The following is a 24,983-nucleotide window of genomic DNA, read 5'->3' on the forward strand; positions in this document are numbered from 1 at the left end:
CGGGGCGACAGGGAGATGGCGCGACGATCTCCGCCGATGTTTGGCCAAGGATCGCCCGAATCCGCGAGAAATTCCAATGCACCGGATCTTTGAAGCCCGTAGGAACTGGCGCTGTGCGAGACGGCCTTACACTCTATGCCATGCGAACCCGTTGGACGCCTCCGTCAGACACACCTTCCGGACGCTTCGGACGCTTCGGACGCTTCGGACGGTGTTTACCAGTTCAGCTCGGCCTCACCCCGCAGGATCGACTCGGCCTCCGGCGCATGTTTCGCCCCCGACCGATCATGCAGGATCAGCGCCGGCAGCAATCTCAACGGCGCCTTGCCCGAGCGGATCGCATGGACCAGCACCCGTTTCGCCGGCTGGTCGGCATAGGGCTGAACCGGCCGGATCGCGAACGACCCGCACCGCTCGCCGAGCAGGCTCAACAGGTCCGCCAGCCGATCCGCCCGGTGCACGACCACGATCCGACCCCCGTCGCGCACACCGTCGGTCAGGAACTTCGTCCAGACCGCGAGCCCGTCGTCGGCGATCCAGGCGCCCCGCTTGGCCGGGGAGGGCGCCCGCAAGGCCCGTTCGTCGTCGAAGAAGGGCGGATTGGAGATGGCCCAGTCGAAACGCGGCCGATCCAGCGTCGCGAACCCTCGCGCGATGTCGCCGTTGATCGCATCCATCCGGTCGCCCAGCCCGTTCAGGGCGGCGTTCTCGACAGCCAGTCCCGCTGCGACCGGATCGCGCTCCACGCCGGTCAGCGAAACCCCCGGCCTGCGCGCCGCGATCTGCGTCAGGACTCCGCCAACGCCGCATCCCGCCTCCAGCACCCGCTCGCCCGGCTTCGCGGGAACGGAGGCCGCCAGAAGGGCTGCGTCCATGCCCGCGCGATAGCCGTCTGCGGGTTGAATCAGCCGCACGCGTCCATTCAGAAGCGAGTTCGGCTGTGGCGGTGATGCTGATGCGACGGTCACGCGGCTTGACCCTTTATGGCGGGGTCACCATTGTCCGCCCGAGCGCGATGCCGCAAGACGCCGCGCCGCCCATGCGACGCGATCCCCCCGCGCGCCGTGCCTGTTGAGAGAGTTTTCCTTTGGATGCCGTCACTTTGACCGCTCCCCGCGCCAAGGCCCCCCGGGCCCAGGGCGACGTGGACGCCCTGGCCGCACTGGCCAAGGTCGACATGGCTGCTGTCGATGCCCTGATCATCGACCGCATGCAGTCGCCGGTGCCGGTCATCCCTCTGTTGGCCGAGCACATCATCGCGGCGGGCGGCAAGCGCCTGCGTCCGCTCCTGACCATCGCCGCCGCCCGCGCCGCCACATCCACCCGGTCGGACGTCGATCTGAGCGGCGCGATGAAGCTGGCCGCCTCGGTGGAGTTCATCCACACCGCCACCCTGCTGCACGACGACGTCGTGGACGGGTCGGAGCGTCGCCGCGGCAAGGTCGCGGCCCACCTGATCTGGGGTTCGGCCACCAGCGTCCTGGTCGGCGACTTCCTGTTCGCCCGCGCCTTCGAACTGATGGTCGAGACCGGCCAGCTTCGCGCGCTCGGCATCCTGGCGCAGGCCTCCAGCGTGATCGCCCAGGGCGAAGTGCTGCAACTGACCCGCGCCCACGACCTGAACCTGGATCAGGAAACCTATCTGCGGATCATCTCGGCCAAGACCGCCGAACTGTTCGCCGCCGCCGCCGAATCCGGCGCCGTGGGCGTCAACGCCGACGAGAAGACCACCGCCGCCCTGCGCGCCTTCGGCCTGAACCTCGGCCTGGCCTTCCAACTGGCCGACGACGCCCTCGACTACGGCGGCTCGTCCGAGGCCCTAGGCAAGAATGCGGGCGACGATTTCCGTGAAGGCAAGGCGACCCTGCCGCTGCTGCTGGCCGTGGCCCGCACCCGCGGTCGCGAAGACGCTTTCTGGGAACGGACGATCACCAGGGGCGAGCGGACGGAGGACGACTTCCGTCGAGCGCGCGAGCTGATCGTGGGCTCCGGCGCCCTGACCTCCACCCTGGATGCCGCAGCCGAGTACGCCGACGCCGCCAAGGCCTCCCTGTCGGTCCTTCCGGCCGGTGCCTGGCGCGACGCCCTCGAAGGCCTGGCCGATTTCGCGGTCAGTCGCGCTACCTGAAGGCTTCAATCGCCCGGATCGTCAGCTGGAAAACCTCGCGCCAGAACACGCCGACCGAGACCCCGATCAGCATCAGAGCCAGCGAGTGGAACAGCCCTGGCGACAGGCCGCGCTGATCGGACAAGAAGCGCGAATCAGGGCCGGGCCCCTCGTCGGGCTCGGAACCTGTGGGATCCTCACGATCCTTGATGCCGGTCACGGCACATCCTCCACCGGCTTCGACTCGAGCCGTTAGAGCGATGATGACAGACCTGTGACGCCGCGGCGATCAAATACGCCCGCTGGCGCGAGTTTCAACCTAGCGCAGGGACGCCGCGAACCTCTGGATGCGGGTGCAGGCCTCCTCCAGCACCGTCTCCGACGTCGCATAGCTGATGCGGAAATAGGGGCTCAGGCCGAAGGCCGCGCCATGCACCACGGCCACGCCCTCAGCCTCCAGCAGGGCGGAGGCGAAGGTCTCGTCGGTGTCGATGACCACGCCGCCCTCGGTCGTCTTGCCGATCAGCCCCTCGATGGACGGATAGACATAGAAGGCGCCCTCCGGGTTGGGGCAGCGGATGCCCGTCGCCTGGTTCAGCATCGATACGACCAGATCGCGACGCTTCTCGAACGCCTCGCCACGCTCGGCGATGAAGTCCTGTGGCCCGTTCAGCGCCTCGACCGCCGCCGCCTGGCTGATGGACGAGGGGTTGGACGTCGTCTGGCTGGCGACCTTGCGCATCAGGTCGATCAGGGCCTTGGGGCCGCCCGCATAGCCGATGCGCCAGCCGGTCATGGCGTAGGCCTTAGACACGCCGTTGACCGTCAGGGTGCGGTCATAGAGGTCCGGCGCGACCTGGGCGATCGTGGTGTATTCGAAGTCGCCATAGGTCAGGTGCTCGTACATGTCGTCGGTCAGGACCCAGACGTGGGGATGACGACGCAGGACATCGGCCAGAGCTTCCAGCTCGGCCTTGGTGTAGGCAGCGCCCGTCGGGTTCGACGGCGAGTTGAGGATCAGCCACTTGGTCCGCGACGTGATCGCGGCGTCCAGCACCTCGGGGCGCAGCTTGAAACCGTCGGCCTCCTCGCCCGTGACGAAGACAGGTTCGCCCCCGGCCAGCAGGACCATGTCGGGATAGGACACCCAGTAGGGCGCCGGCACGATGACTTCGTCGCCCGCATTCAGCGTCGCGACGAAAGCGTTATAGATCACCGGCTTGCCGCCCGAGGCGACGTGGATCTGCGCGGCCGTATAGGTCAGGCCGTTCTCGCGCTCGAACTTGGCCACGATGGCGGCCTTCAGCTCGGGTGTGCCGTCGACGTCCGTGTATTTGGTCTCGCCACGCTGGATGGCGGCGATGGCAGCGGCCTTGATATTGTCCGGCGTGTCGAAGTCCGGCTCCCCGGCACCCAGGCCGATCACGTCGCGCCCGGCGCGCTTCAGCTCACGGGCTTTGGCGGTCACGGCCAGGGTGGCGGACGGCTGGACGCGGGCGAGGGCGGTGGATTGCAGTTGCGACATGACGATTCCCGGGGAGAGCGGCGTTGTCTCTTACGCAGATGCGAAAGCCGGATCAAACGGTGAGGCTCGCTTGGACGCCCCCGCCGATGCTAAGCGCGCATCCATGAAGCCCATCCTCGACTTCATTCTGAACATGGAGGCCCGGCGCTGGCGGACGGCGCTGGCCGCTGCCCTGCTGCTCGGAGCCACTCTGGGTCTGCTGATCCTGGGCAAGAGCCAGTTCGGGCTGGCCGCCGAGGAAAACCTCGAGGCCTGGCTCCAGGGCTATCGCGGCAGTCCCTGGGCCTTCGCGGCGACAGTCGTCCTGTTCGTCGTCGCCGCCTTCATCGGCGCCCCGCAGTTCATCCTGATCGCGGCCTGCGTCGTCGCCTTCGGGCCTTCGCTGGGCTTCTTCTACAGCTGGGCGGCGACGGTCGCTTCGGCGGGGGTGACCTACTGGCTGGGCCGGGGACCGACCGCGAGGGTCCTGGACCGGTTCGGCGGATCGACCCTCGATCGGCTGAAGCGGTTCGTCGGCAAGAACGCCTTCTACGCCAGCTTCATGATCCGCAACGTCCCGTCCGCGCCCTTCATCGTCGTCAACATGGCGTTCGGCGCGACCCGTGCCTCCTTCCCCGCATTCCTGGCCGGATGCGCCCTGGGCGTCCTTCCCAAGACCGCCCTGGTGGCCTTTTTCGGCGGGGCGGTGGTTGCGGCGGTCAGCGGCGACGGGGTGTGGACCTCGCTGATCCTGGCCGGTGTCGCGGTCGTGGTGGTGGGCCTGATGCTGGTCGTGCGGGAATGGGTGAAGCGTCGTGAGCGAGCTGCAGACGCGCTCGATTGATCCTCCGGGGACGGAGGGCGCGGAAACCCAAGCGGGGCCGTAACTTGGTCGTGATCGGAAGCGGGCCTTCGCACGGCATCGGGGCTTGTATTCACCTGTCCATGCGGGCAAACGGGCGCACGGCCGGTCAGGCGAGGACGATCAGGAAACCCGTAGCGTATGGGGATATGCGCCGGGTGGGGCGTCGCCGAACCAGTCGAACTGTAGCGCCTTGAAGGCCCCAACCGAACGGTATTCGACCCCCATGAGCTTCTCCCTCTTCGGCGCTATCTCGAATGACATCGCGATGGACCTCGGGACCGCCAACACCCTGATTTACATGAAGGGCAAGGGCATCGTTCTGAACGAACCGTCCGTGGTCGCGCTGCGGAACGTCGGTGGACGGAAGATCGTCCACGCCGTCGGCATCGAAGCCAAGCAGATGCTGGGTCGCACCCCCGGTCACATGGAAGCCATCCGTCCGATGCGCGACGGGGTCATCGCCGACTTCGAAGTCGCAGAGGAGATGATCAAGCACTTCATCCGCAAGGTTCATAACCGCAAGGGCTTCGTGAACCCCAAGATCATCGTCTGCGTGCCGTCGGGCGCTACGGCGGTCGAGCGTCGCGCCATCAACGATTCCTGCCTCAACGCCTCGGCCCGCCGCGTCGGCCTGATCGACGAGCCGATGGCCGCCGCGATCGGCGCCGGTCTGCCCATTCACGAGCCGACGGGTTCGATGGTCGTCGACATCGGCGGCGGCACGACCGAGGTCGCCGTTCTGTCCCTGTCGGGCATCGTCTATTCGCGTTCGGTCCGCGTCGGCGGCGACAAGATGGACGACTCGATCATCAGCTACATGCGCCGCAACCATAACCTTCTGATCGGCGAGACGACCGCCGAGCGCATCAAGAAGGACATCGGCACCGCCCGCATCCCGGCCGACGGCGAAGGCCTGTCGATCGAGGTCAAGGGCCGCGACCTGATGCAGGGCGTGCCCCGCGAGGTCCGCATCTCGGAGCGTCAGGCCGCCGAAGCCCTGGCCGAGCCAGTCTCGCAGATCATCGACGCCGTGAAGGTCGCCCTGGAGGCCACGCCTCCGGAACTGGCTGCCGACATCGCCGACAAGGGCATCATGCTGACGGGCGGCGGTGCCCTGCTGCGCGGCCTGGACGCCGAGATCCGCGATCACACGGGCCTGCCGGTGTCGGTCGCCGACGATCCGCTGTCCTGCGTGGCCATCGGCTGCGGCCGGGTTCTGGAACATCCGCGCTGGATGAAGGGCGTGCTCGACTCGGCCCTTTAGGTCAAAGTCCACGCTGGGCCGCAAATCCTTGTGATTGCGGCCCAATCGCCGGTTCCAAAGTGGCCCGGTATTTGCGATAGGCTGCACAAAGCGGCGGGGGGCGTCCCGCCGATTCTCTCTGTTGGAAGGCTAGGCCGTGGCGTTTCGCGACGGACCGTTCGAGTCGCTGAAAGTACCGCTGGCGTGGACCGCCGCGGTTGTGACCGTGGTCGCCATCATCGCCTCGATCGTCATGATCCTGGCGGACCGCCGCCATTTCGATCATCCGGACGCCTACGGCCCAGTCCGCGCTGGCTTCGACGCCGGGGCCGGACCGGTCAACGGTCTTCTGGCCTGGCCCGTGCGCTGGGCCGGCAACGCCACCGACTATGTGAAGGGCTACTTCTTCGCCGTGTCGGAGAACCGCCGCCTGCGCGCCGAGCTTGAAGAGCTGCGACCCTGGCGAGACCAGGCCATCGCGCTCAAAAACGTCAACGGTCGCTATGAAGCGATGCTGGGTCTGCGGACCGAGCCGCCGGTGGCTCTGGCCACGGCGCGATCGATCTCGGAATCGCGTGGTCCCTTCATCAACGCCCGCCTGCTGGACGCCGGGACGTCCAAGGGTGTCCGCGTCGGCAACCCCGTCATCAACGAGGACGGCCTGGTCGGACGCATCGTCGGTGCGACCGGCGGCGTCAGCCGGATGCTGCTGCTCACCGACGTCGCCAGCCGGACCCCGGTCCTGATCGACCGCACGGACGCCCGCGCCATGCTGACCGGCGACGGCTCCGGCAATCCTAAGCTCGAGTTCGTGCGCGGCCAGGACTCGGTCCAGGCCGGCGACCGAATCCTGTCGTCCGGGGACGGCGGCGGCGTTCCGCGCGGCCTGCCCATCGGCGTGGCCGCCAAGGGCATCGACGGCTCCTGGCGGGTCAAGCTGTTCAGCGACCGGGGCGCGATCGACTATGTCCGTATACTGCTGTTCCAGGACTTCGGCCAATTGGTCTCGCCTGACGCCCTGAACGCCCCGCCTTTGGCCGGTCTGGCGGCCGCGCCCGCACCGACGGCGACGGCCGCCGCGGCCATCGGCGACGCCGTCGTCCGCCGTGATCGCCAAACCCCTGCGCCTGCTGCCCCGGCGCCCACGACGCCCGCTGTCGTTCCGCCCGCTGCTCCCGCGCCAAGGCCCGCCGAGTGAGGCGGCCGGTCACCATACGGGTCGTCGGACCGGTCCAATGGGTCTTCTACCCCGCCCTGATCGCGATCGCCGTGACGGTTCTTCTGGCCACCCCGGTCGAACTGTTCGGCCTCAAGATGCCCGAGCCCGTCCTGCCGCTGATCCTGGCCTTCGCCTGGCCCCTGATCCGCCCCTCGATGGTGGCGCCGGCGGTGCTGTTCGCGCTCGGCCTGTTCCTCGACCTGTTCTGGGGCGGCACCCTGGGCCTGTGGCCCCTGTGCCTGCTCAGCGTCTATGGCGCGGTGCTCGCCTCCCGCAGCCTGCTGGCGGGTCAGGAGACCCAGATTTTGTTCGTCTGGTACGCGCTGTGCGCCCTGGGCGCCTTTGTTGTGGCGTATCTGATCGTCACACTGGACGCGGGTCGGGCGCCCAGTGTTCTGGCCCTGCTGGGCCAGGTCGTTCCGACTCTGCTTCTCTTCCCTGTAGCCGACTGGATGATCCAGCGGTTCGATGACGGTGACGTGCGGTTCCGATGAGCGGCGAACCTTCCATCTTCTTCTCCGATGTGAACGAGCGCCAGGGCTCCTTCTTGCGTCGGACGTTTGTGGTCGGTGGCCTGACGGCGCTCGGCGTGACCGCCCTGACCGTCCGGCTGGCCCAGCTTCAGGTGGTTCAGGCGCAGGAATATTCGACGCTCGCCAGCCAGAACCAGTTCAACTTCCGCCTCGTGCCCCCGCCGCGCGGCCGCATCCTGGACCGCAATGGCGTCACCATCGCCGGCAACCGTCCCAGCTTCCGCGTCCTGGTCGTGCGCGACGAGACCAAGGACCTGGACCAGACGCTCGACCTTCTCGGCCGTCTGCTGCCCGACACCCTGGACCGCCGCCGCTCCATCATCCGCGACGTCAACGCCGCCCCGCGTTTCAGCCCCGTGCCGGTCAAGAGCGATCTGACTTGGGAGGAGTTCGCCAAGGTCAACATCTACGCCCCTGAACTGCCGGGCGTCATGGCCGACATGAACGAGGCGCGCTACTATCCCCACACCGGCGCCTTCGCCCATGTGATCGGCTATGTGGCCAAGGTCTCGGACCGGGACATCAAGGCCCTCCGCGATAAGGGCGAAGAGCCGCCTCAGGTCATGTTCAACCCGGGCTTCCGCATCGGGCGCACCGGGGTGGAGAAGGCGCTGGACGCCCAACTGCGCGGCGAGGCCGGCGGCAACCGGGTCGAGGTCGATGCCCGTGGCCGCGTCGTGGCCGAGGATGTCGGCGGATCGCGCCCTGCGGTGCCGGGCCAGGACGTGGTCCTGACCCTCGACGCCGACATTCAGAACCGCGCGCTGGAGGTTTTCGGCGAGGAGGCCGGCAGCTGCGTCGTGATGGACGTCCGCACCGGCGACATCCTGGCCATGGTCTCGTCTCCGGCGTTCGACCCGAACCTGTTCGTCAGCGGAGTGCCGACGCGGACCTATCGCGCACTGGCGGACTATGAGCGCAGGCCCCTGACCGACAAGGCGATCGACGGCACCTTCGCGCCCGGATCGACCTTCAAGCCGGCGGTCGGCCTCGCGGCCCTGCGGCGCGGGGTCAGCCCCGACCGACGCATCACGTGCACCGGCGGCTACTACCTCGGACGGCGGTTCGCCTGTCTGGGCCGTCATGGGTCTCTGGATATGCGCGGCGCCCTCAAGGCGTCGTGCAACGTCTATTTCATGACCCTGGGCGTGGAGATGGGGCCGGACGCGATTGCTGAGTCGGCGCGCGATCTGGGTCTGGGACAGGTCTTCGACATCGGCATCGACGGTCAGAAGCGCGGCCTGGTGCCCGACACCAAATGGCGCCGCGAGAACCCGGTGCGGGGGGACGGCAAGTGGTACCCGGGCGAGACGCCCAGCTATTCGATCGGGCAGGGGGCGCTGAACGTCAACGCCCTGCAGTTGGCGGTCTATACGTCCCGCATTGCCAACGGTCAGAAGGCCGTCATGCCGCGTCTGATCAAGTCGATCGGCGGCGTGGAACAGGCCGCCAGCGCACCGTTCGCCGACCTTCCATTTGCGCCTGACCTGGTCAAGGTCATGCGCGACGGCATGGAGGCCGTGACCGACGTCGGCGGGACCGGCTTCAGGAACAGCCAACTGGGCCTGGGTCCTGTCCGGATGGCGGGCAAGACCGGCACGGCCCAGGCCCGGAACTACGGCGCGGGCTCGCGCAAGGGCTCTGGCCGGCCCTGGCAGGACAAGGACCACAATCTCTTCATCTGCTACGCCCCGACCGATAATCCGCGCTATGCCATCTCCGTGATCGTCCAGCACGGCGGTCTGGGCGGCGGCACCGCCGGCGCCCCGCGTGCGCGCGAGGTGATGCGGACGACCCTGTTGAAGGATCCCGAGATCCGCGCCCGCATCGAACAGTCCGGCTTCGAGGCCGCCGCTCCGGAACCGACGCCCCTGGCGGAAGTCGGGCCGCTGGAACAGGCGCCGGCCGGGCCCGCCGCTCCCGCCGCCGACACCGGTCCGCGTCCCTATCTGTCGGGGGCCCAATGACCGCCTCCGCACTGACCCGGCCCGGCGAGCGCGATCGCCTGTCGGTCAAACTGTCCCAGATCGACTGGCGGCTGATCAGCCTCATGTGCGTCGTCGCGGGCCTGGGCTGCGCGATGCAGTATTCCATCGCCGGCAGCAGCTGGCAGCCCTGGGCCCTGGATCATCTGGTGCGCTTCTGCGCCCTTCTGGTCGTGATGCTGTGCCTGTCGATGGTGGACCTCAAGTGGTGGTTCCGCATCGCCTATCCCATGTATGGCATCCTCCTGATCATGGTGCTGATGATCGAGTTCACGCCGCTGGGCTATGAGCCGGCCGGTGCCGGCGCCAAGAACTGGCTGAACCTGGGCTTCACCCGCATCCAGCCGGCCGAGTTCATGAAGATCGGTCTCGTCCTCGCCCTGGCCCGCTGGTACCACGACCACAGCGCCCAGGAGGCGCGCTGGCACTGGAAGCTGATCTTTCCGCTGGGGATGATCGGGGTTCCCTTCCTGTTCGTGGCGAAACAGCCCGACCTCGGCTCCGCCATGATCATCGGCCTGACCGGTGCGGTCGTCATGTTCCTGGCGGGACTGAGCTGGCGCATCATCGCGGCGGCCATCGCGGCTGCGGTCGCCGTCATCCCGCCCTTCGTCATGTTCGTGATGCACGACTATCAGCGCAATCGCGTCCTGACCTTCCTCAGTCCGGAATCCGATCCGTCCGGCACCGGCTACAACATCATCCAGTCGAAGATCGCTCTGGGCTCCGGCGGTCTTTTGGGGCGGGGATACGGGCTAGGCAGCCAGAGCCAGCTCGAGTTCCTGCCAGAGCGTCAGACCGACTTTATCTTCTCGACCCTGTCGGAGGAGTTCGGCTTCGTCGGCTCTTTCACCGTGCTGATGTGCTACGTCGGGATCATCCTGATCGCCCTGCGCATCTCGTCGCTGTCGCACAGCCATTTCGGGCGGATCGCCTCATCCGGCATGGTCGCCTTCTTCGCCCTGTTCGTGCTCATCAATGGTGCGATGGTCATGGGTCTGGCGCCGGTCGTCGGCGTGCCTATGCCGCTGCTGTCCTACGGCGGGTCGTCGATGCTGACGGTGATGATCGGCTTCGCCCTGATCATGGCGGTGCGGGTCAATCGCTACGCCGAACTGCCGAAAGGCAACGGCCTGTTCTGACTGGTGAGAGGGAAGAAGAATTTATTCTTCTTTCGCCCTTGCGCTTGTATGATGCCCTGCCGATATGCGGCTCGGGTCTTTGAAAAGTCTGTCGCCAGCGTCTTGCGATTTCGTCCGTTTTGTCCGCTATTTTTCGTCCGGACTCAGGCGGACGATCGGGCCGTCCCGATCTTCGACACCAGCGATCGACGCGCCTTGTCCTGATCCGCCGTCAGTCTCTCACGCTCCGCTTCTATCTCGGCCAGTCTCTCGTCGAGCGCCTTCGTCGCCTCGGCCTGATCAGCGTCCATGGCTACGAGATCCGCCTCCAGCGCCTTCAGCTTCGCCTTGGCCTTTTCGTTCGTGGGTTTGGGCTTTCGCGTCTCGGCCTTGCCGATATCGACCGACAGGCCACGAGATATCACGGCACCCGGAGCGGCGAGCGCGGCCTCCCGGTCGTCGCCTTGATCGATCTCATGGGCCAGGCCGGTCTTGAACAGGTCCTGATCGACGCCCCAGGCCGCCAGCGCCTTCGGGCGTGAACTGGCGGCGACCGTGAAGGCGTGAAACCCGTCGGACCAGGTGAAGACCTTGAGCTTCGCTGCCATCCCGCGCCTACGCGCGGATTGGGCCTGCGGTTCCGTCTAAAGCTTGGCCGCCCAGTCCGTACCACGCACCAGGCTGTCGACGATGCCTGGCTCGGTCGAGGCGTGGCCGGCATCGGGCACGATGTCCAGAGTCGCTTCCGGGATGGCCCGATGCAGGGCCCAGGCGCTGGCGATCGGGGTCACCACGTCGAACCGGCCCTGGGCGATCCAGGTCGGGATGTGGCGGATGCGGCCTACGTTCTTCAACAGCCAGCCTTCCTCGGGGAAGAAGCCGCCGTTGACGAAGTACCAGCACTCGATGCGGGCGAAGGCGACCGCGAACTCGGGCTCGGCGAACTTGTCGGGGCGGGCCGACGGGCCTTCCACGCTGACCGTCTCGCCCTCCCAACTGGACCAGGCGATGGCGCAGCGCTCGCGCTCTTCCTTGTCGTCGCCCGTCAGACGCTTGTAGTAGGCGCCCATCAGGTCGTGCCGCTCATCCTCCGGGATCGGAGCGACGAACCGCTCCCAGGCGTCCGGGAAGATCATCGAGGCGCCTTCCTGATAGAACCAGTGGAGCTCCTTCTTGGTCAGCAGGAAGATGCCGCGCAGGATCAGGGCGTCGACCCGCTCTGGATGGGTGATGGCATAGGCCATCGACAGGGTCGAACCCCAGGACCCTCCGAACACGACCCATTTGTCGATGCCGCACCGCTCGCGCAGCCGCTCGATGTCGTCGATCAGGGTCCAGGTGGTGTTGTCTTCGAGCGAGGCATTGGGCCGCGACTTGCCACACCCCCGCTGGTCGAACATGACGATCCGATAGATGGCCGGGTCGAAATAGCGTCGCATCCCGGGGTTGACCGCCCCGCCGGGGCCGCCGTGCAGGACCAGGACGGGCTTTCCCTGCGGGTTGCCGCTCTCCTCGTAGTAGATCTCGTGGGCGCTGCCGGTCTGCATCCATCCGGACGCAAAGGGCTCAAGCTCGGGGTAAAGCTCGCGTCGGGGCGTCTCGGTCACGGGAAAGGCCATGCAGTGGTCGGAGCTTTCAGATAAAGGGATCAGGCGTTTACGGACTGTGACCGAAACGCGGCGAACGCGAGAACGAGCCAACCGGCGATCATCAGCACGCCCCCGATCGGCGCGACGGCGCCGAGCGCCGGAAGACTGAGCAGGGCCAGGAAGGCCAGGGCGAGACAGAAGATCAAGCCGCCGGCGGACGCCAGCCACCCTGCGATAGCGGGCAGGGCGCCTCGGACGGGAATGACGGCGCATATCAGGGCCAGAAGGGCGTGCGTCAGCTGGTAGGAGGCCCCGGTCGTCAGAAGGGTCTTGATCTGCGGGCCCGCCTCGTGCGCGGCGAAGGCGCCGATCATCACGGCCATGGCGCCGTTGAAGGCTGCGAAGACGGCGAGGTTCCGATTCCAGATCATGGGATCGAACCTAGCCCACGGATTTGTCGCCGTCTGCTATCGGATCGCGCATGAACCCTGCTCGCCGCCTGGCCCTCCAGTATGTGTTGCTCTTCGGAGCCAACGGCGTGAGCCTACCGTTCGCGGGATTGTGGTTTCGGTCCCAGGGCTTCACCGGGGCGGAGATCGGCATCCTTCTGGCCGCCCCGATGCTGGCGCGGCTGGTGACCGGCCCGCTGATCGCGGTCTGGGCCGACGGCTTCCGCCGCCGGCGTTCGCCCATCTCTATCCTGGGACTGGCCCTGTGCCTCGGCTACGCCGGAGCCGGCCTGGCCGAGGGCATCTGGCTTCAGGGTGCGCTGTGGTTCGTCGCGGCCACCGCGATGGCGGGCCTGATCCCGCTCACCGATGTGCTCTCCCTGCAGGTCGCCCGCAGGCACGGCTTCGACTTCGCCCTGCCTCGCGGCTTCGGATCGGCGTCCTTCGTTGCGGCCAACGTCGTCATGGGGGCCATCTTGACGCGCGGCTCGGTGGATTGGGTCATCGTCTGGATCGCGACGGCTGGCGCCCTCGTCGCCCTGACAGCCGCGACCTTCCTGCCCAGCGACCCGGTGACGGAGGGGCCGAAGATCGCAGGTCGCGAACGCTTTGCCGGCCTGGCCCGCCTGAGCGTCGATCCGACCTTCATGACCGCGGTCCTGGCCATCGGCGCGGTGCAGGCGACCCACGGCTTCTATTACGGCTTCTCGGCCATCGCCTGGAAGGCGCAAGGGATCTCGGAGACGATGACGGGCCTTCTCTGGGCGGTCTCGGTCGTGGTCGAGATCGCCTTCATGTGGTGGATCGAACCGTGGCGGAAGCGGCGCGGGATCGGGCCGGGCGCGATCCTGATGCTGGGTGGCGTCGCGGCCGTTGTGCGCTGGACGGCGCTCGCCTTCGCCCCGCCCCTGTGGATGCTGTGGCCATTACAGGCGCTCCACGCCCTGACCTTCGCGGCGACCTATCTGGCGGGGGTGCAGATCATCGAAAGGCTCGCTCCCCCCGGCGGCCACACGGCGGCCCAGACGCTGAACTCGGTGATGGCGGCGGGCGTCCTGATCGGGCTGGCGACCCTGGCGGCGGGACCGCTCTACGACCGTGTCGGCGTGCTGGGCTATCTGGCCATGACCATGCTGGCGGTGATCGGCCTTCTGCTCCAGTGGCGGCTGCGATGGATCGGCGGGGCTAGCTGAAGCGCGCGCGGGGCAGGGGAGAGAGGTGACGGGCCATCGCTGCCGTCGCCGTCTGCAGGCCGAGCCGAAGCTGATCGCCCTGCAGAGAGATCGGCGCGCGCAACAGGCCGACAGCCGGTGCATCGAGGTTGTCGGGAAGGGCGGTCAGCACCCGGTAGAGCAGGTAGGAGCCCGCATCCTCCTCGCTCTCTGAAGTCGCATCGGCCGCCATGCCGACATCGATCAGTGCGCGGACCATCTCTGCTGCGGGAGCCGTCGCGCGCGCCATGGCGGGGCCGATCTGGGATATCTTCCCACCGCCGACCAGGGCTCTGTTCTCGGCTCGCATCTGAATCCGAAAGCCGCTGCTCTTTCGGGTTCGTCCAATCAGCAGGACCGCTCGACAGTCGGCATCGGCCAGCTGGCTCGATATCAACCCCGCCAGCGCCGCTGGCTCTTCGGGGGCCAGCGATCGGACCTGAGCTCCGGCCGTGCTCAATGCGGACGCGCCCTCTGTCTCCACTGCCGCCCAAAGAGGATCGTCGGCTTCATAGAGACAGGCGAGGATCACAGGCCTGCGGTCCGGCGGGTTCTCGGCGGTGGTGTCGAGCATGGGCCCTGCTAGGCGTGTGACAACGTCGTGACAGTCGGGGGACCGTGGTCGCAGACTGAAGATTTCGTCAAGTCAAAAGCGGCGACACGGACGATCCGGAGCCCCGTTTCGCGTTTCAGGCGAGGTCGCCGACCGCTGCATCCAGGAGCATGAAAGCCCGGCCGGCGTCTGTCGCCAAGGCGCCCAAGACCGCCGTCGGGCCGCCCCTGGCTTCGTCGCTGAGACGGTTCGCATATGACCTCACATAGCCTTCGGCGTCGCTGCGCAGATCGGGGTCGCTCATCACGCGGCGCGAGACGCTGCGTACGGCGGCCGGGGCGACGCGGCGGACGATCTGGCGAGCGCGGTCGGGGTCGCGGTCGGCGAAGGCGGACGCGGCCTCTTCCACGCGCGAGCGGGGGAGGAGGGCGTTCGGATCGACGCCCATCCGGCGGATGGCGGCCGTGATTCGGTCGGTCAGGGCGCCGTCGTCGGCGGGCATGACCGGTGTGTCGAGGTCGAGTGGCGCCTCGGCCGGTGCGTCGTCGACCAGATCGCTCCAGTCGAGTCGGTCTTTGGTCGGCGGCGGGGTGCGGGTCCCCGGATCGTCACCCGTGGGCGCCAGCTTGAGGCGACCTCGCAGACCGAAGCCGCGATCGGTGTCGGCGGGCGGTACGCGCCGGTCGCTGGTGGAGAGGGGGGTGTCGGCCAGTGTCTCACGCCGCCTGATGGGCGCGCCACCGTCCCCGGAAACCACCCCCATCAAACGCACGGCCTCGGTCAGCATGTCGTAGTTTCGGCGAACCCGTTCCTGGAAGCCGACATCGAGGGCCTCGGTGTCCTCGGCAGCCTTGCGCGAGGCGGCGCCCAGCGCGGCCAGACCTTCCTCGACGGTGAGGCGCACGGCCTCGGCGCGAGCCCGGGCTTCTTCGGGAAGGCGCGACGCGCGCTCGTCCAGTTCGCCGATGGCGGCGTCGACCTCGCCCAGCGCCCGGTTCATTCGGTCGAGGGTCGATTCCAGCTTGGCGATCGCGCGCTGGCCGGCTTCATCGACGAGCTCGACCGTTTCGCCGACGATCCGGCGCGCCCCCTCGACGCGGGCGTCGGCCGCAGCATCGGCCTTCTGGGCTGCGTCGAACAAGGCCTCGCCCAGGCGGTCGGCGCGCAATTGAGCCTGGCCGGCGGCGTCCTCGGCGGTAATGCGGCTTTCTTCGGCCGTGGCTTTCAGGACCGCCAGGGTGCGACGGGTTTCCTCCAAGAGGGTGTCGCGTGCCTCGGCGGCGAGTGCCTCGAAGCGGTCGAGCGAGAGCTTGGTTGCGGCGTCGAAACCGTCGGCCTCGCGTTGTGATAGATCGACCAGGGCGCGGAACTGGTCCGTCGCCGCCTCGACGAGGTCGCGCAAGCCCTCGGTCGCCTTGGTCGAGGTCGCGCCGAGGTCGCCCGCGGCGCTGCGGGCCGCAGACAACTGCTCGGTCAGCTGTGCGCGCTGGCTCTCGACCTGGGCGGAGAAGTCCTCCTGGTCGGTGCGCAAGGCATAGGCGGCGGTAACGAGGGCGGCACGTTGTTGGCCCAGGCCTTCCTCGACGGACTGAATCTGTTCGGCGACGCCGGTTCCGGCGTTCTCCAGACGCAGGGTCTGGCGGGCCAGGTCGTCGGCGGCGAGACGGGCGGCGTCCTGAGCCTCGCCGGCGGCGGCGGCCAGGTCGGCTGCGCGGGCGGCGAGCGCTGCCTCGGCTTCGCGAAGTTGGGTCTGCGCCAGGTCGGACGCGTCGACGATCAGGCGCGATTGTCGCTCCACGGCGTCGAGCACGCCCGTGGCCTGTCCATCGAGGCGATCGCCGAGAACCGACATCTCGTCGCGCTCTCGCCCCAGCGATTCGGTCAGGCGCCGCGCCGTGCGGCCGGCGGCCTCTGCGGCGTCGTTCAGGCGGGTGGTCTCGGCGGCTAGGGCTTCGCGCAACATCGCCATGTCGTTGCGGGCGCGCTCGGCGGCGAGGGCGGCCTGATCGATGTCGTTGCGCAGAGCGTTCAGCACGTGGCCGGTCTGCTGGGCGGCCAGCGCCGTCGGAGCGACCAAGGCCTCGGCCAGCTCGCGTGCGCGCTTGGTTTCGGACGCCAGACCGGCGCCCTGACGCACGGCGTGGGCCAGAAGGATAGCCAGGCCCGCGGGCGCCAAGGCGATCAGGGCGAAGATGGCCAGACGAAGGGGATCGGGAGAGACCGCGCCCGAACCGACCTCATAGGCGGCCCAGGACGCCACACCGCCGACCCACAGGGCCGCAGCGATGCCGGCGATCAGGTAGGTGGGGCCGGATTTGGCGGGGGCGGGCTTCAGCGTCGGGACCTGCGCCGCACCGGTGGCCGCAGGCGCGGACGGCGGCGAATAGGTCGCGGGCGGGGCGTCTGCGCTGGTCGAGAAGGCGATCGGCTCGGCGGCCTCGACGACAGGGGGGGCTTCCGGCTCGGCTGTCGGGGGGACCTCCAGGTCGGACGCGCGCTGCTGCTCGAGCAGCCGACGGCGACGGCGCTCCGACATCGGCCGCTCAGGCGGCGTCTCGGGTTGCGCGACCGGCTCTGCGGCGGCTGCATCTTCAGGCGTGGTGGCGGCGTCGGACACGGGAGCCGGTTCGGGATCGGAAAGTGTCAACGGCGGCCGGGAACGGGACTTCATGGGGCGCGGATCTCAGGTGGGCTGTCGCGCGACGCGGGAGTCACGCGCGAGCCCGACCCTAGACCATTTTGTGCGGGTATCGACTCGCCGTTGCGTCAAAAAAGCAATCGCCTGCAGCGGAACTGTGTTTTGACGCAACCGGTTTAGCAGCGATCCTGCTGACGCACCGAGATAATGGCATCTGTCGGAGAGGGCTCTGGACAGTCGCTGACGCGGTGAATTTCGCGATCCGGTCGGGCGGTGTTCAGGTCGACGCCGAACTGGGCCAGGGCCGCAGCGGCGAGCAGTGCGATGAAGCCAGCCAGCAACTCGATCAGCGCCTGCACGTTCAACCCTCCCCGTTCAGGGTGCCTTATGCCTGATTTCGACGAACCGGACAATCCGATGGCTTCACGGCCATTGACCGGCCAGGCTTGACCGTGGAACGGAAGCGAAGTCCGCGCGTCTTTGGGAGCCGGACGCTCCTATTTTCGACGCCGGCAGGGACACCGACATGGACGCCGCCCAAGGCCCGACGCTGGACACCGGCGCCCTGCTGACACCGGGCGACACCGTATGGCGGGTCGAACGGGCCGACCGTCTGTCGATCCTGATGGAGAACGGTGCCTATTTCGATGCCCTGGCCTCGGCGCTGTCGAAGGCGAAGCGGTCGGTGGTGGTGCTGGGCTGGCAGTTCGATCCGCGCACGCGGCTGGATCCGGAGACGCGGCACGGGGACAAGCAGGCCGAGATCGGCCACCTGCTTCGCATGATGGTCAAGACGCGGCCCGAGCTGGATGTGCGGCTGCTGATCTGGAAATCGCCCCTGCTCATCGCGGCGTCGCAGGGCTTCTATCCGCACAAGTCCCAGGCCTGGTTCCGCAAGCGGATGGTGGAGTTTCGCCTCGATTCGCCCGGCCCGATCGGTGCCTGCCATCACCAGAAGGCGATCATCATCGACGACGCCGTGGCCTTCTGCGGCGGCGGGGACATCTCGGTCGACCGATGGGATTCCGATCAGCACCTGGACGATGATCCGCGCCGCTGTCAGCCCTCGGGCGTCTTTTCTGCGCCCCGGCACGAGACGATGTGCGTGATGGACGGAGCGGCCGCCAAGGCGCTGGGCGATCTGGCGCGGGAGCGCTGGTTCAAGGCGACCTGGGAACGGATCGTTCCGGAGACGGTGGACAGCGACCCGTGGCCCGACGGGCTGGCGGTGGATTTCCACGACACTCCGGTCGGCATCGCCCGCACCGAACCGAGCTACGGCGGCCGCCACGAGGTGCGCGAGAACGAGCGGCTGCACGTCGAGGCGATCCGTGGCGCCCGCAAGCTGATCTATATGGAGAACCAGTATTTCACCTCTCCGGTGATCGCCCACGCGCTGGCCGAGCGGCTGGACGAGCTGGATGGACCGGAGATCGTCCTGGTTTCGACGGGTCGCAGCCCCAGTTGGTTCGACAGTATGACGATGGACACGGCGCGCGCCGAGGTCCTGTTCCGGCTGGAGAGCGCCGACAGGCACAACCGCTTCTCGGCCTTCAGCCCGAACACCAAGAAGGGCGAGCGGATCATCGTCCATGCCAAGGTGACGGTGATCGACGACGTCCTGCTGCGGATCGGCTCGACGAACCTGAATAACCGGTCACTGGGTTTCGACACCGAGTGCGATGTGGCGATCGCGCCGGAGGACGATGCGGGCCGGGCGGCGATCAAGCGCTTCCGCCAGCACACCATCGGCCATTTCGTCGGGGTGACGGCGGAAGAGTTCGCCGCTGCCGAAGCGATCTGCGGGGGGATAGGCGAGGCCATCCAGCAGTTCGACAACGGTCGGATGTCGCCCCTCGGGGCTCTGCCCCCGTCGATGATCCAGCGGACCATCGCAGAGTTCCAACTGGGCGACCCGACATCCCCAGGCGATGCCTGGCGGCCGTGGAAGCGGCGTAACCGCTCGCAGCGGCTTCAGGCGGCGGACTGAATCTCGAAATCCACGACCAGCGGAAGGTGGTCGGAGGCCATCCGCGACAGGGGCGAGAAGGGAGCGGCGACCCTGGTCACCCTGATCTCCGGGCTGACGAAGACGTGGTCGATGCGTATCGCCGGGAAGCCCGAAGGGAAGGTCTTTAGCGTCGGCTTCTGACCGATCTGGCGCTGACAGTCGGCGTGCTTGCGCGTCAGCGTCTGGTAGGGCCGGGTAATCGACGTACAGTTGAAATCGCCCGCCAGCAGGGTCGGGCCGGTGCAGTCCGGATGACCCATCCAGTCCTTGCCGACCAGGGCGGCCGCCTGGAGCCTCTGTTCCTTGGGGACGAGGCCGAGGTGGGTGGTCAGGACGTTCAGATCGACGCCGTCGATCGTGATGCGCACCCACAGGGCGCCGCGCGGCTCCAGCCCGGGCACGCCGCGGATGCTGGGCAGGGCGCCGACGCGGATCAGCTTTTCCGGATGCCGCGTCAGGATGGCGTCGCCGTACTCCTCAGCCTCGATCCGCATGGCAGGGTGAAAGCGGACCGCCATGGACAGGCGGTTGCCGATAGCCTTGGCCTGATCCACGCCGCCTGTGCGGGCACGGCCGACGTCCAGTTCCTGCAGGCAGACGATGTCCGGATCCAGCTCGGCGATCACGCCGGCGATGCGTTCGACATCCAGGCGCTTGTCGACCCCGACGCAGCGATGGACGTTGTAGGTGACTAGCCGCATGGCGCGACGGGCTAGGCCATTTGCCGGGCAAAAGCGAGGGCGCTCATCGGCTCAGATCTCCACGAGCCGATCCGCGACTTCGTTCGGATTGCGGGGCCGGGGCGGAAAGTGTTCGGCCAGCACGCCGCCGACGAGGACTATGGCCTGTTCGAATCCCTCGGCGGGGCGGCGGTCGCGCAGCCCTTCGGTCAGAACCTGGACTGCCTCGCCCCACACCGACTGATCGACGCGCGAGTGGATACCCTGATCGGCGATGATCTCGACCTGACGGTCGGCGAGGGCCGCGAAGATCAGGACGCCGGTGCGATGTTCGGTGACATGCAGACCGTGGGCGAGGAACTGGTGCATCGCTGCCTGCCGCGTTCGGTCGCGACGGATTCCGCGCGGCGTGACCAGTCGGGTCAGGGCGGGGATGCGAAGCAGCAGATAGACCGCTACGAACACCGCAGCCTGGACCACAGCATAGACCCCGATGGCGTGACCGATCGTCAGGGGCAGTGCGGACAGATGCGCGGCCTCCCATCGGTCGGAGACCCCGGGGAACCAGCCGGGCTCGAAGCCGAACGGGATCAGGGCCAGCGGCAGGAGGAAGGCCGCAGCGGCCGCCCAGGCCAGGCTGATGTCGCGATAGCTGGAGACCTGACCTGCCAGAACGCAGAAGATCTCGCCCGAGGTCCGTGCCTCTGCCGTCGCTATGGCGGAGGCGACGCGCGCATGATCGGAGGCGTTCACTCGCATCACCATCCGCCCGAGGCTCCCCCGCCGCCGAAACTGCCGCCCCCGCCCGAGAAGCCGCCGAAGCTGCCGCCGCCCGAGCTGCCGGATGACCGCGAGGATCCGCGCGATGCGTTCGACAGGACTTCCGATGCGGCCCAGACCCAGACCGGATCGATCCCGCTGCGCTTGGCGCCGCGCCGCCGACCGCGACGACCGATGCCGCGAAGCAGGCTCAGGAAAAAGAAGATGAAGATCACGGCGATGATCAGGCCGGGCAGGATCGGCGCATCCGCCTCGCTGGGAGCGGCCGCCGCGGCGCGGGCCTGGGCCTCTGCTGGATCGAGCGTCAGCTGGGTGATCAGGGCATCGACCCCCGCTTCGATGCCGCTCGCGAAGTCACCGTCCCGGAAGGGCGGCAGGATGTCGGTCTGGATGATCTGGTTGGAGAGGGCGTCGGTCAGGACCGGCTCAAGGCCATAGCCGACCTCGATACGCACCTTTCGTTCCTTGGGAGCGACGATCAGCAGGACGCCGCTGTCGTTCTCCGCATTGCCGATGCCCCAGGCGCGGCCCAGGCGGTAGCCGTAGTCCTCGATCTCGTAATCCTGGAGGCTGTCGAGGGTCGCCACCACCAACTGATCGCCGGTCTGGGTCTCGAGCTGGGCCAGCCTGGCCGTGATGGCGGCTTCCTGATCGGGCGGCAGCAGATCGGCCTGATCGACCACACGACCGGACAGGGCCGGGAAGGTCGGGTCGGCGAGCGCCCGGGACGGGGTCGCCAGGGTCGAGGCCAAACCGATCAATGAAATGACCAGAAAAGCCCTGACCGCCTTAGTCATGCTGGTCAAAATCACGGGGCGGGCGGTGCTGAACCCGGGGCGACGGCGGGGGCCGCGCCACCCGGCTGAGCCGGAGCCTGGCCGTCGAGGTTGAACGACACCTGGGGCGCGGTCTGGGCTTCAGTCGTGGCGGTGAACAGCTGCATCGGCGCCTCGCCCGAGAAGGCCGTCTTGGCCCAGATCACGGTCGGGAAGGTGCGCAGGGAGGTGTTGTAGTCCCGAACCGCTTCATTGTAATCGCGCCGCGCGATGGTGATCCGGTTCTCGGTGCCCTCAAGCTGCGACTGGAGCTGAAGGAAGCCTTGGTTGGCCTGAAGTTGGGGATAGGCCTCGACCGTGACTAGCAGGCGGGAGAGGGCGCTGGTCAGTTGGCCCTGCGCCGCCTGAAACTGCTGGAAGGCGGCGGGGTCGCTCAGGGTGTCGGGCGTGATCTGCACTGAGGTCGCGCGGGCCCGGGCCTCGATCACCTGGGTCAGGGTTGTGCGTTCCTGGATCGCCGCGCCCTGGACGGTCGCGACGAGGTTGGGAATCAGATCGGCGCGACGCTGGTACTGGCTCTGGACATCGGCCCAGGCCGCTTCGGCCCGCTCCTGCTTTTCCGGGATGGTGTTGTAGCTGCAGGCCGCGACGCTCTGGGCGGCGAGAACCACCGCGATCGTGCCGACGAGACGAGACGTGCTGCGAGCCATGAACCCCTCCACCCGACGGCAGATCGCCGTCTGTCTTGTGGAGACTATCAGCGCTTCACGACGCCGCTTCAAGCGTCCAGACTCTCCGGTTCGACGCCCGCCGCGCGACAGGCGGCCGTGTAGGTGTTGGCCAGGAGGCAGGCGATGGTCATGGGGCCGACGCCGCCCGGCACCGGGGTGATGGCGCCGGCCACTTCGACCGCTTCCTTGAACGCCACGTCGCCGACGACGCGGGTCTTGCCTTCGGCCGCCTTGACCGGATCGGCCGAGGGGACGCGGTTGATGCCGACGTCGATTACGGTCGCGCCCGGCTTGATCCAGTCGCCCCTGATCATCTCCGGCCGACCGACGGCGGCGACCAGGATGTCGGCGGTGCGGCAGATGGCGGGCAGGTCGCGGCTGCGCGAGTGGGCGATGGTGACGGTGCAGTTCTCGGCCAGCAGCAGCTGGGCCATCGGCTTGCCGACGATGTTGGAGCGGCCGACGATGACCGCGCTCAGACCCGACAGATCGCCCAGACGATCCTTCAGCAGCATGGTCGAGCCCAGGGGGGTGCAGGGCACGAGGCCGGGCAGGCCGACCGCCAGTCGCCCCGCGTTGACGACATGGAAGCCGTCCACGTCCTTGTCGGGATCAATGGCGCCCAGCACGGCCGAGGAATCGATCTGAGCGGGCAGGGGCAGCTGGACCAGAATGCCGTGGATGCCGGCGTCGGCGTTCAGCGTCGCGATCAGGTCCATCAGCTCGGCCTGGCTGGTCGTGTCGGACAGGCGGTGGGTATCGGACCGCATTCCGGCGCGGGCGGTCGTCTCGCCCTTGTTGCGGACGTAGATCTGGCTGGCGGGATCCTCGCCGACGATGACTACGGCGAGGCCGGGCTTGATGCCATGGGCCGCCTCCAGACGGGCCGAGGCGGCCGTCACCCGATCCACCAGAGCGGCGGCGAAGGCCTTGCCGTCGATGATCGTCGCGCGCGCGTCGGTATCGGCCATTGCGGGCCCTCTTTCGTCAGGATTCGATATGGTCCGCGCGATTTACAGCCGTCACGGTTCAGCGTCTATGTTCAGGCCGCAGAACAGGGGAAACCAATGCGCCGCTCCGCCTTCATCATGACCGTCAGCGCCCTGGCGTTGTTTGCCGCCGGATCCGTCGCGGCCCAGGACGCCACCCCTCTGCGTATCGGCCAGACGGTGAGCGGCCAGCTGACCGCCGAGGACACGAAGGTCGATAGCGAGGAGATGGGCCAGTACATCTACGACACCTATGCGATCCAGGCGCGCGATGGTCAGCGACTGGAGGTCACGATGCGGTCGGATGCCTTCGACGCCTATCTGGAGGCCTATGAGGGGTCGGACGACGGCGATGCGATCGCCATGGACGACGACGGCCTGGAGGAGGGCACGAACGCGCGTCTGCGCTTCTCGGCCGACAACGGGACCTACATTATCCGCGCCCGGACCCTGGGCGGTCTGGAAGGCGGCGACTACACGATCCAGGTGACCGATCGCGGCCCTGCGCCCCGTGCGCCGCGCCCGACCGCCATTCGCATGGGCGACGAATTGGACGGCGAAATCTCCGATCGTAGCCCGGTGGAGGAAGACGGGCAGTACGGGGAGTACACCTACGACGCCTACAGCTTCCGGGCGCGGGAGGGGGACCGCATCGCCATCGCTCTGGAGAGCGAGGCCTTCGATCCGATCGTCCGCGTGGGCCGGATGGGGCGCGGCGGCGCGTTCGAGGAACTGGCCCAGAACGACGATTCGGGCGCGGGCGGCCTGAACTCCTATCTGATCTTCACGGCACCTTCGTCGGGCGAGTTCGTGATCCGCGCCGCGCCTCTGGATGGTACGACCGAGGGTGACTACGAGCTGTCCCTGTCGGAGGCTCCGCCGCCGCTGGTCGCCCGTCCGATCGCGGTCGGCGAGACGGTCGAGGGTGTGCTCGAGGCCAGCGACGGCGGCAACGCCTCCGGCCAGCGGACCGATGCTTATTCCTTTAACGGCGTCGCGGGTCAGAGGGTCGTCGTGACCATGAGCTCGGAAGCGTTCGACACCTATCTGGAGCTGTTCTCCGAGAACGTCGAAGAGAACGGCGGCCGGTATGCGCTGGACTCGGACGACGACGGCGCCGGCGAGGGCACCAACTCCCGCCTGACCTACACCATCCCGTCGGACGGCCAGTACACGATCGAGGCCCGCGCCTTCACCGGCGAGGGCGAAGGCGCCTATGCCCTCGGCTTCGAAGAAGCCCCGCCGTTGCCGGCTCCGGTCGCCCTGACCTTCGGTGCGACCGTCCAGGGAGAGATCGTTTCCGAGGATCCACGCGACGACGAGAACCGGGGCTTCGACGCCTATTCTTTCACCGGTACGGCCGGGAACCGGGTGCAGCTGATCATGCGCTCTGGGGACTTCGACACCTACCTGCAGGTCGGAAGCCCGGAGGGGGAGTTCTATGCGATGGCGTCGGATGACGACGGTCTGGGAGAGGGGACGGACTCGCGCCTGAACTACATCCTGCCCAGCGATGGGGAGTTCATCGTGCGGGCTTCGCCCTTGTCTGCCGACGCCGACGGCCTGTACTCGCTGGAGCTGCTGGATCGTGGTCCGCAGCCTCTGCCGGGCAGCATTCTGGTCGGCGCGACGGCGCGCGGGACCCTGGGCGAAGACGACGCCCTGGCAGAGGACGGCAGCTTCTACGACGCCTACAGGATCTCGGCGAAGGCGGGCGACAAGCTGCGTTTGACCATGGTTTCCAATGAGTTCGATGCCTTTATCGACATCGGTCGGGAGGACGAATCGGGGACCTTCACCTCGGTTGTTTCCGACGACGACAGCCTTTCGGACACCCATGCCAAGGTCGACTGGGCGGTCGAGGAGGAGGGCGACTACGTCATCCGGGCCCGCAGCTTCGCCTCGGGTCAGTCCGGCGCCTACGCCCTCACGGTCGAGACCAAGGAGTAGGTTGCAGGCTCGATTGCCGTCCGGTTAGTCCGCGACGATTTCGACGACG

24 protein-coding genes are annotated in these 24,983 nt (G+C 67.8%); 10 read left to right on the forward strand and 14 right to left on the reverse strand.

All coding sequences use genetic code 11. From position 1 onward, the window contains the following. Positions 1-215: 215 nt before the first annotated feature. Positions 216-875, reverse strand: a complete 660-nt coding sequence (locus ACW171_RS01310) for a tRNA1(Val) (adenine(37)-N6)-methyltransferase (RefSeq protein ID WP_492096570.1) — start codon at positions 873-875, stop codon at positions 216-218. Positions 876-1,144: 269 nt separating this feature from the next. On the opposite strand from ACW171_RS01310, the gene ACW171_RS01315 reads away from it, so the two are divergent. Then, a complete protein-coding gene (locus ACW171_RS01315) occupies positions 1,145-2,128 on the forward strand; it encodes a polyprenyl synthetase family protein (RefSeq protein ID WP_492096571.1) in 984 nt (327 codons plus the stop codon). Here ACW171_RS01315 and ACW171_RS01320 read toward each other — a convergent pair. Further along, the gene (locus ACW171_RS01320; RefSeq protein WP_492095201.1) at positions 2,121-2,327 is read right to left on the reverse strand and encodes a hypothetical protein; all 207 of its coding nucleotides are present in this window, start codon (positions 2,325-2,327) and stop codon (positions 2,121-2,123) included. The genes ACW171_RS01315 and ACW171_RS01320 overlap by 8 nt on opposite strands. Before the next feature lie 99 nt (positions 2,328-2,426). Next, positions 2,427-3,632 (reverse strand): pyridoxal phosphate-dependent aminotransferase, encoded by a 1,206-nt coding sequence (locus tag ACW171_RS01325; RefSeq protein WP_492095203.1) that lies wholly within the window; start codon positions 3,630-3,632, stop codon positions 2,427-2,429. A gap of 103 nt (positions 3,633-3,735) precedes the next feature. On the opposite strand from ACW171_RS01325, the gene ACW171_RS01330 reads away from it, so the two are divergent. The 6 genes from ACW171_RS01330 to rodA all read left to right on the forward strand — a co-directional run bounded on the left by ACW171_RS01330 (position 3,736) and on the right by rodA (position 10,598). Continuing rightward, entirely contained in the window at positions 3,736-4,455 is a 720-nt protein-coding gene (locus ACW171_RS01330; protein WP_492095205.1) for a TVP38/TMEM64 family protein, read from the forward strand. A 244-nt stretch (positions 4,456-4,699) separates the two neighbouring features. Beyond that, entirely contained in the window at positions 4,700-5,740 is a 1,041-nt protein-coding gene (locus ACW171_RS01335; protein WP_013269710.1) for a rod shape-determining protein, read from the forward strand. Positions 5,741-5,876: 136 nt separating this feature from the next. Beyond that, positions 5,877-6,917 (forward strand): rod shape-determining protein MreC, encoded by a 1,041-nt coding sequence (gene mreC, locus ACW171_RS01340; protein WP_492095207.1) that lies wholly within the window; start codon positions 5,877-5,879, stop codon positions 6,915-6,917. Beyond that, positions 6,914-7,432, forward strand: coding sequence for a hypothetical protein (locus ACW171_RS01345; RefSeq protein ID WP_492095209.1), 519 nt, complete (start codon positions 6,914-6,916; stop codon positions 7,430-7,432). Before mreC ends, ACW171_RS01345 begins: the two co-directional genes overlap by 4 nt. Beyond that, a complete protein-coding gene (gene mrdA / locus ACW171_RS01350) occupies positions 7,429-9,438 on the forward strand; it encodes a penicillin-binding protein 2 (protein ID WP_492095211.1) in 2,010 nt (669 codons plus the stop codon). The genes ACW171_RS01345 and mrdA overlap by 4 nt, the downstream gene beginning before the upstream one ends. Then, the gene (gene rodA / locus ACW171_RS01355; protein ID WP_492095212.1) at positions 9,435-10,598 is read left to right on the forward strand and encodes a rod shape-determining protein RodA; all 1,164 of its coding nucleotides are present in this window, start codon (positions 9,435-9,437) and stop codon (positions 10,596-10,598) included. Before mrdA ends, rodA begins: the two co-directional genes overlap by 4 nt. Positions 10,599-10,741: 143 nt before the next feature. Here rodA and ACW171_RS01360 read toward each other — a convergent pair whose 3' ends face one another. The 3 genes from ACW171_RS01360 to ACW171_RS01370 are packed head-to-tail and all read right to left on the reverse strand — an operon-like array spanning position 10,742 to position 12,597. Beyond that, entirely contained in the window at positions 10,742-11,185 is a 444-nt protein-coding gene (locus tag ACW171_RS01360; protein WP_492095214.1) for a DUF7203 family protein, read from the reverse strand. Positions 11,186-11,221: 36 nt separating this feature from the next. Continuing rightward, on the reverse strand, positions 11,222-12,196 hold the full coding sequence (gene pip / locus ACW171_RS01365) for a prolyl aminopeptidase (RefSeq protein WP_492095216.1): 975 nt from the start codon (positions 12,194-12,196) through the stop codon (positions 11,222-11,224). A gap of 29 nt (positions 12,197-12,225) precedes the next feature. After that, entirely contained in the window at positions 12,226-12,597 is a 372-nt protein-coding gene (locus ACW171_RS01370) for a DUF423 domain-containing protein (protein WP_492095218.1), read from the reverse strand. 50 nt (positions 12,598-12,647) lie between these two features. On the opposite strand from ACW171_RS01370, the gene ACW171_RS01375 reads away from it, so the two are divergent. Continuing rightward, complete coding sequence (locus ACW171_RS01375; RefSeq protein WP_492095219.1) at positions 12,648-13,808, forward strand: MFS transporter; 1,161 nt, start codon at positions 12,648-12,650, stop codon at positions 13,806-13,808. Here ACW171_RS01375 and ACW171_RS01380 read toward each other — a convergent pair. The 3 genes from ACW171_RS01380 to ACW171_RS01390 all read right to left on the reverse strand — a co-directional run bounded on the left by ACW171_RS01380 (position 13,801) and on the right by ACW171_RS01390 (position 17,376). After that, positions 13,801-14,400 carry a hypothetical protein gene (locus ACW171_RS01380; protein ID WP_492095222.1) on the reverse strand — a complete coding sequence of 200 codons (600 nt, stop codon included), beginning with the start codon at positions 14,398-14,400 and terminating at the stop codon, positions 13,801-13,803. The genes ACW171_RS01375 and ACW171_RS01380 overlap by 8 nt on opposite strands. Before the next feature lie 115 nt (positions 14,401-14,515). Further along, positions 14,516-17,050, reverse strand: a complete 2,535-nt coding sequence (locus ACW171_RS01385; RefSeq protein ID WP_492095224.1) for a coiled-coil domain-containing protein — start codon at positions 17,048-17,050, stop codon at positions 14,516-14,518. 143 nt (positions 17,051-17,193) lie between these two features. Further along, the gene (locus ACW171_RS01390; protein ID WP_492095225.1) at positions 17,194-17,376 is read right to left on the reverse strand and encodes a hypothetical protein; all 183 of its coding nucleotides are present in this window, start codon (positions 17,374-17,376) and stop codon (positions 17,194-17,196) included. 167 nt (positions 17,377-17,543) lie between these two features. Here ACW171_RS01390 and ACW171_RS01395 point away from each other — a divergent pair, with 167 nt between their 5' ends. Then, positions 17,544-19,007: a phospholipase D-like domain-containing protein gene (locus ACW171_RS01395; RefSeq protein WP_492095227.1), complete on the forward strand. Its 1,464-nt coding sequence runs from the start codon at positions 17,544-17,546 to the stop codon at positions 19,005-19,007. On the opposite strand, the gene ACW171_RS01400 is transcribed toward ACW171_RS01395, so the two are convergent. The 5 genes from ACW171_RS01400 to folD form a co-directional block, all read right to left on the reverse strand. Then, on the reverse strand, positions 18,992-19,729 hold the full coding sequence (locus ACW171_RS01400) for an endonuclease/exonuclease/phosphatase family protein (protein ID WP_492095229.1): 738 nt from the start codon (positions 19,727-19,729) through the stop codon (positions 18,992-18,994). The genes ACW171_RS01395 and ACW171_RS01400 overlap by 16 nt on opposite strands. A 51-nt stretch (positions 19,730-19,780) precedes the next feature. Then, entirely contained in the window at positions 19,781-20,467 is a 687-nt protein-coding gene (locus ACW171_RS01405; RefSeq protein WP_492095231.1) for a TPM domain-containing protein, read from the reverse strand. Then, positions 20,467-21,285, reverse strand: a complete 819-nt coding sequence (locus ACW171_RS01410; RefSeq protein WP_492095233.1) for a TPM domain-containing protein — start codon at positions 21,283-21,285, stop codon at positions 20,467-20,469. The genes ACW171_RS01405 and ACW171_RS01410 overlap by 1 nt, the downstream gene beginning before the upstream one ends. An 11-nt stretch (positions 21,286-21,296) precedes the next feature. Then, the gene (locus tag ACW171_RS01415; protein ID WP_492095235.1) at positions 21,297-21,974 is read right to left on the reverse strand and encodes a LemA family protein; all 678 of its coding nucleotides are present in this window, start codon (positions 21,972-21,974) and stop codon (positions 21,297-21,299) included. 68 nt (positions 21,975-22,042) lie between these two features. Beyond that, on the reverse strand, positions 22,043-22,966 hold the full coding sequence (folD, locus tag ACW171_RS01420; protein ID WP_492095237.1) for a bifunctional methylenetetrahydrofolate dehydrogenase/methenyltetrahydrofolate cyclohydrolase FolD: 924 nt from the start codon (positions 22,964-22,966) through the stop codon (positions 22,043-22,045). Positions 22,967-23,062: 96 nt separating this feature from the next. Here folD and ACW171_RS01425 point away from each other — a divergent pair, with 96 nt between their 5' ends. Then, positions 23,063-24,934, forward strand: a complete 1,872-nt coding sequence (locus ACW171_RS01425) for a PPC domain-containing protein (RefSeq protein WP_492095239.1) — start codon at positions 23,063-23,065, stop codon at positions 24,932-24,934. Positions 24,935-24,983 lie beyond the last annotated feature (49 nt).

It is taken from the genome of Brevundimonas sp. FV1ye28 (assembly GCF_058681135.1).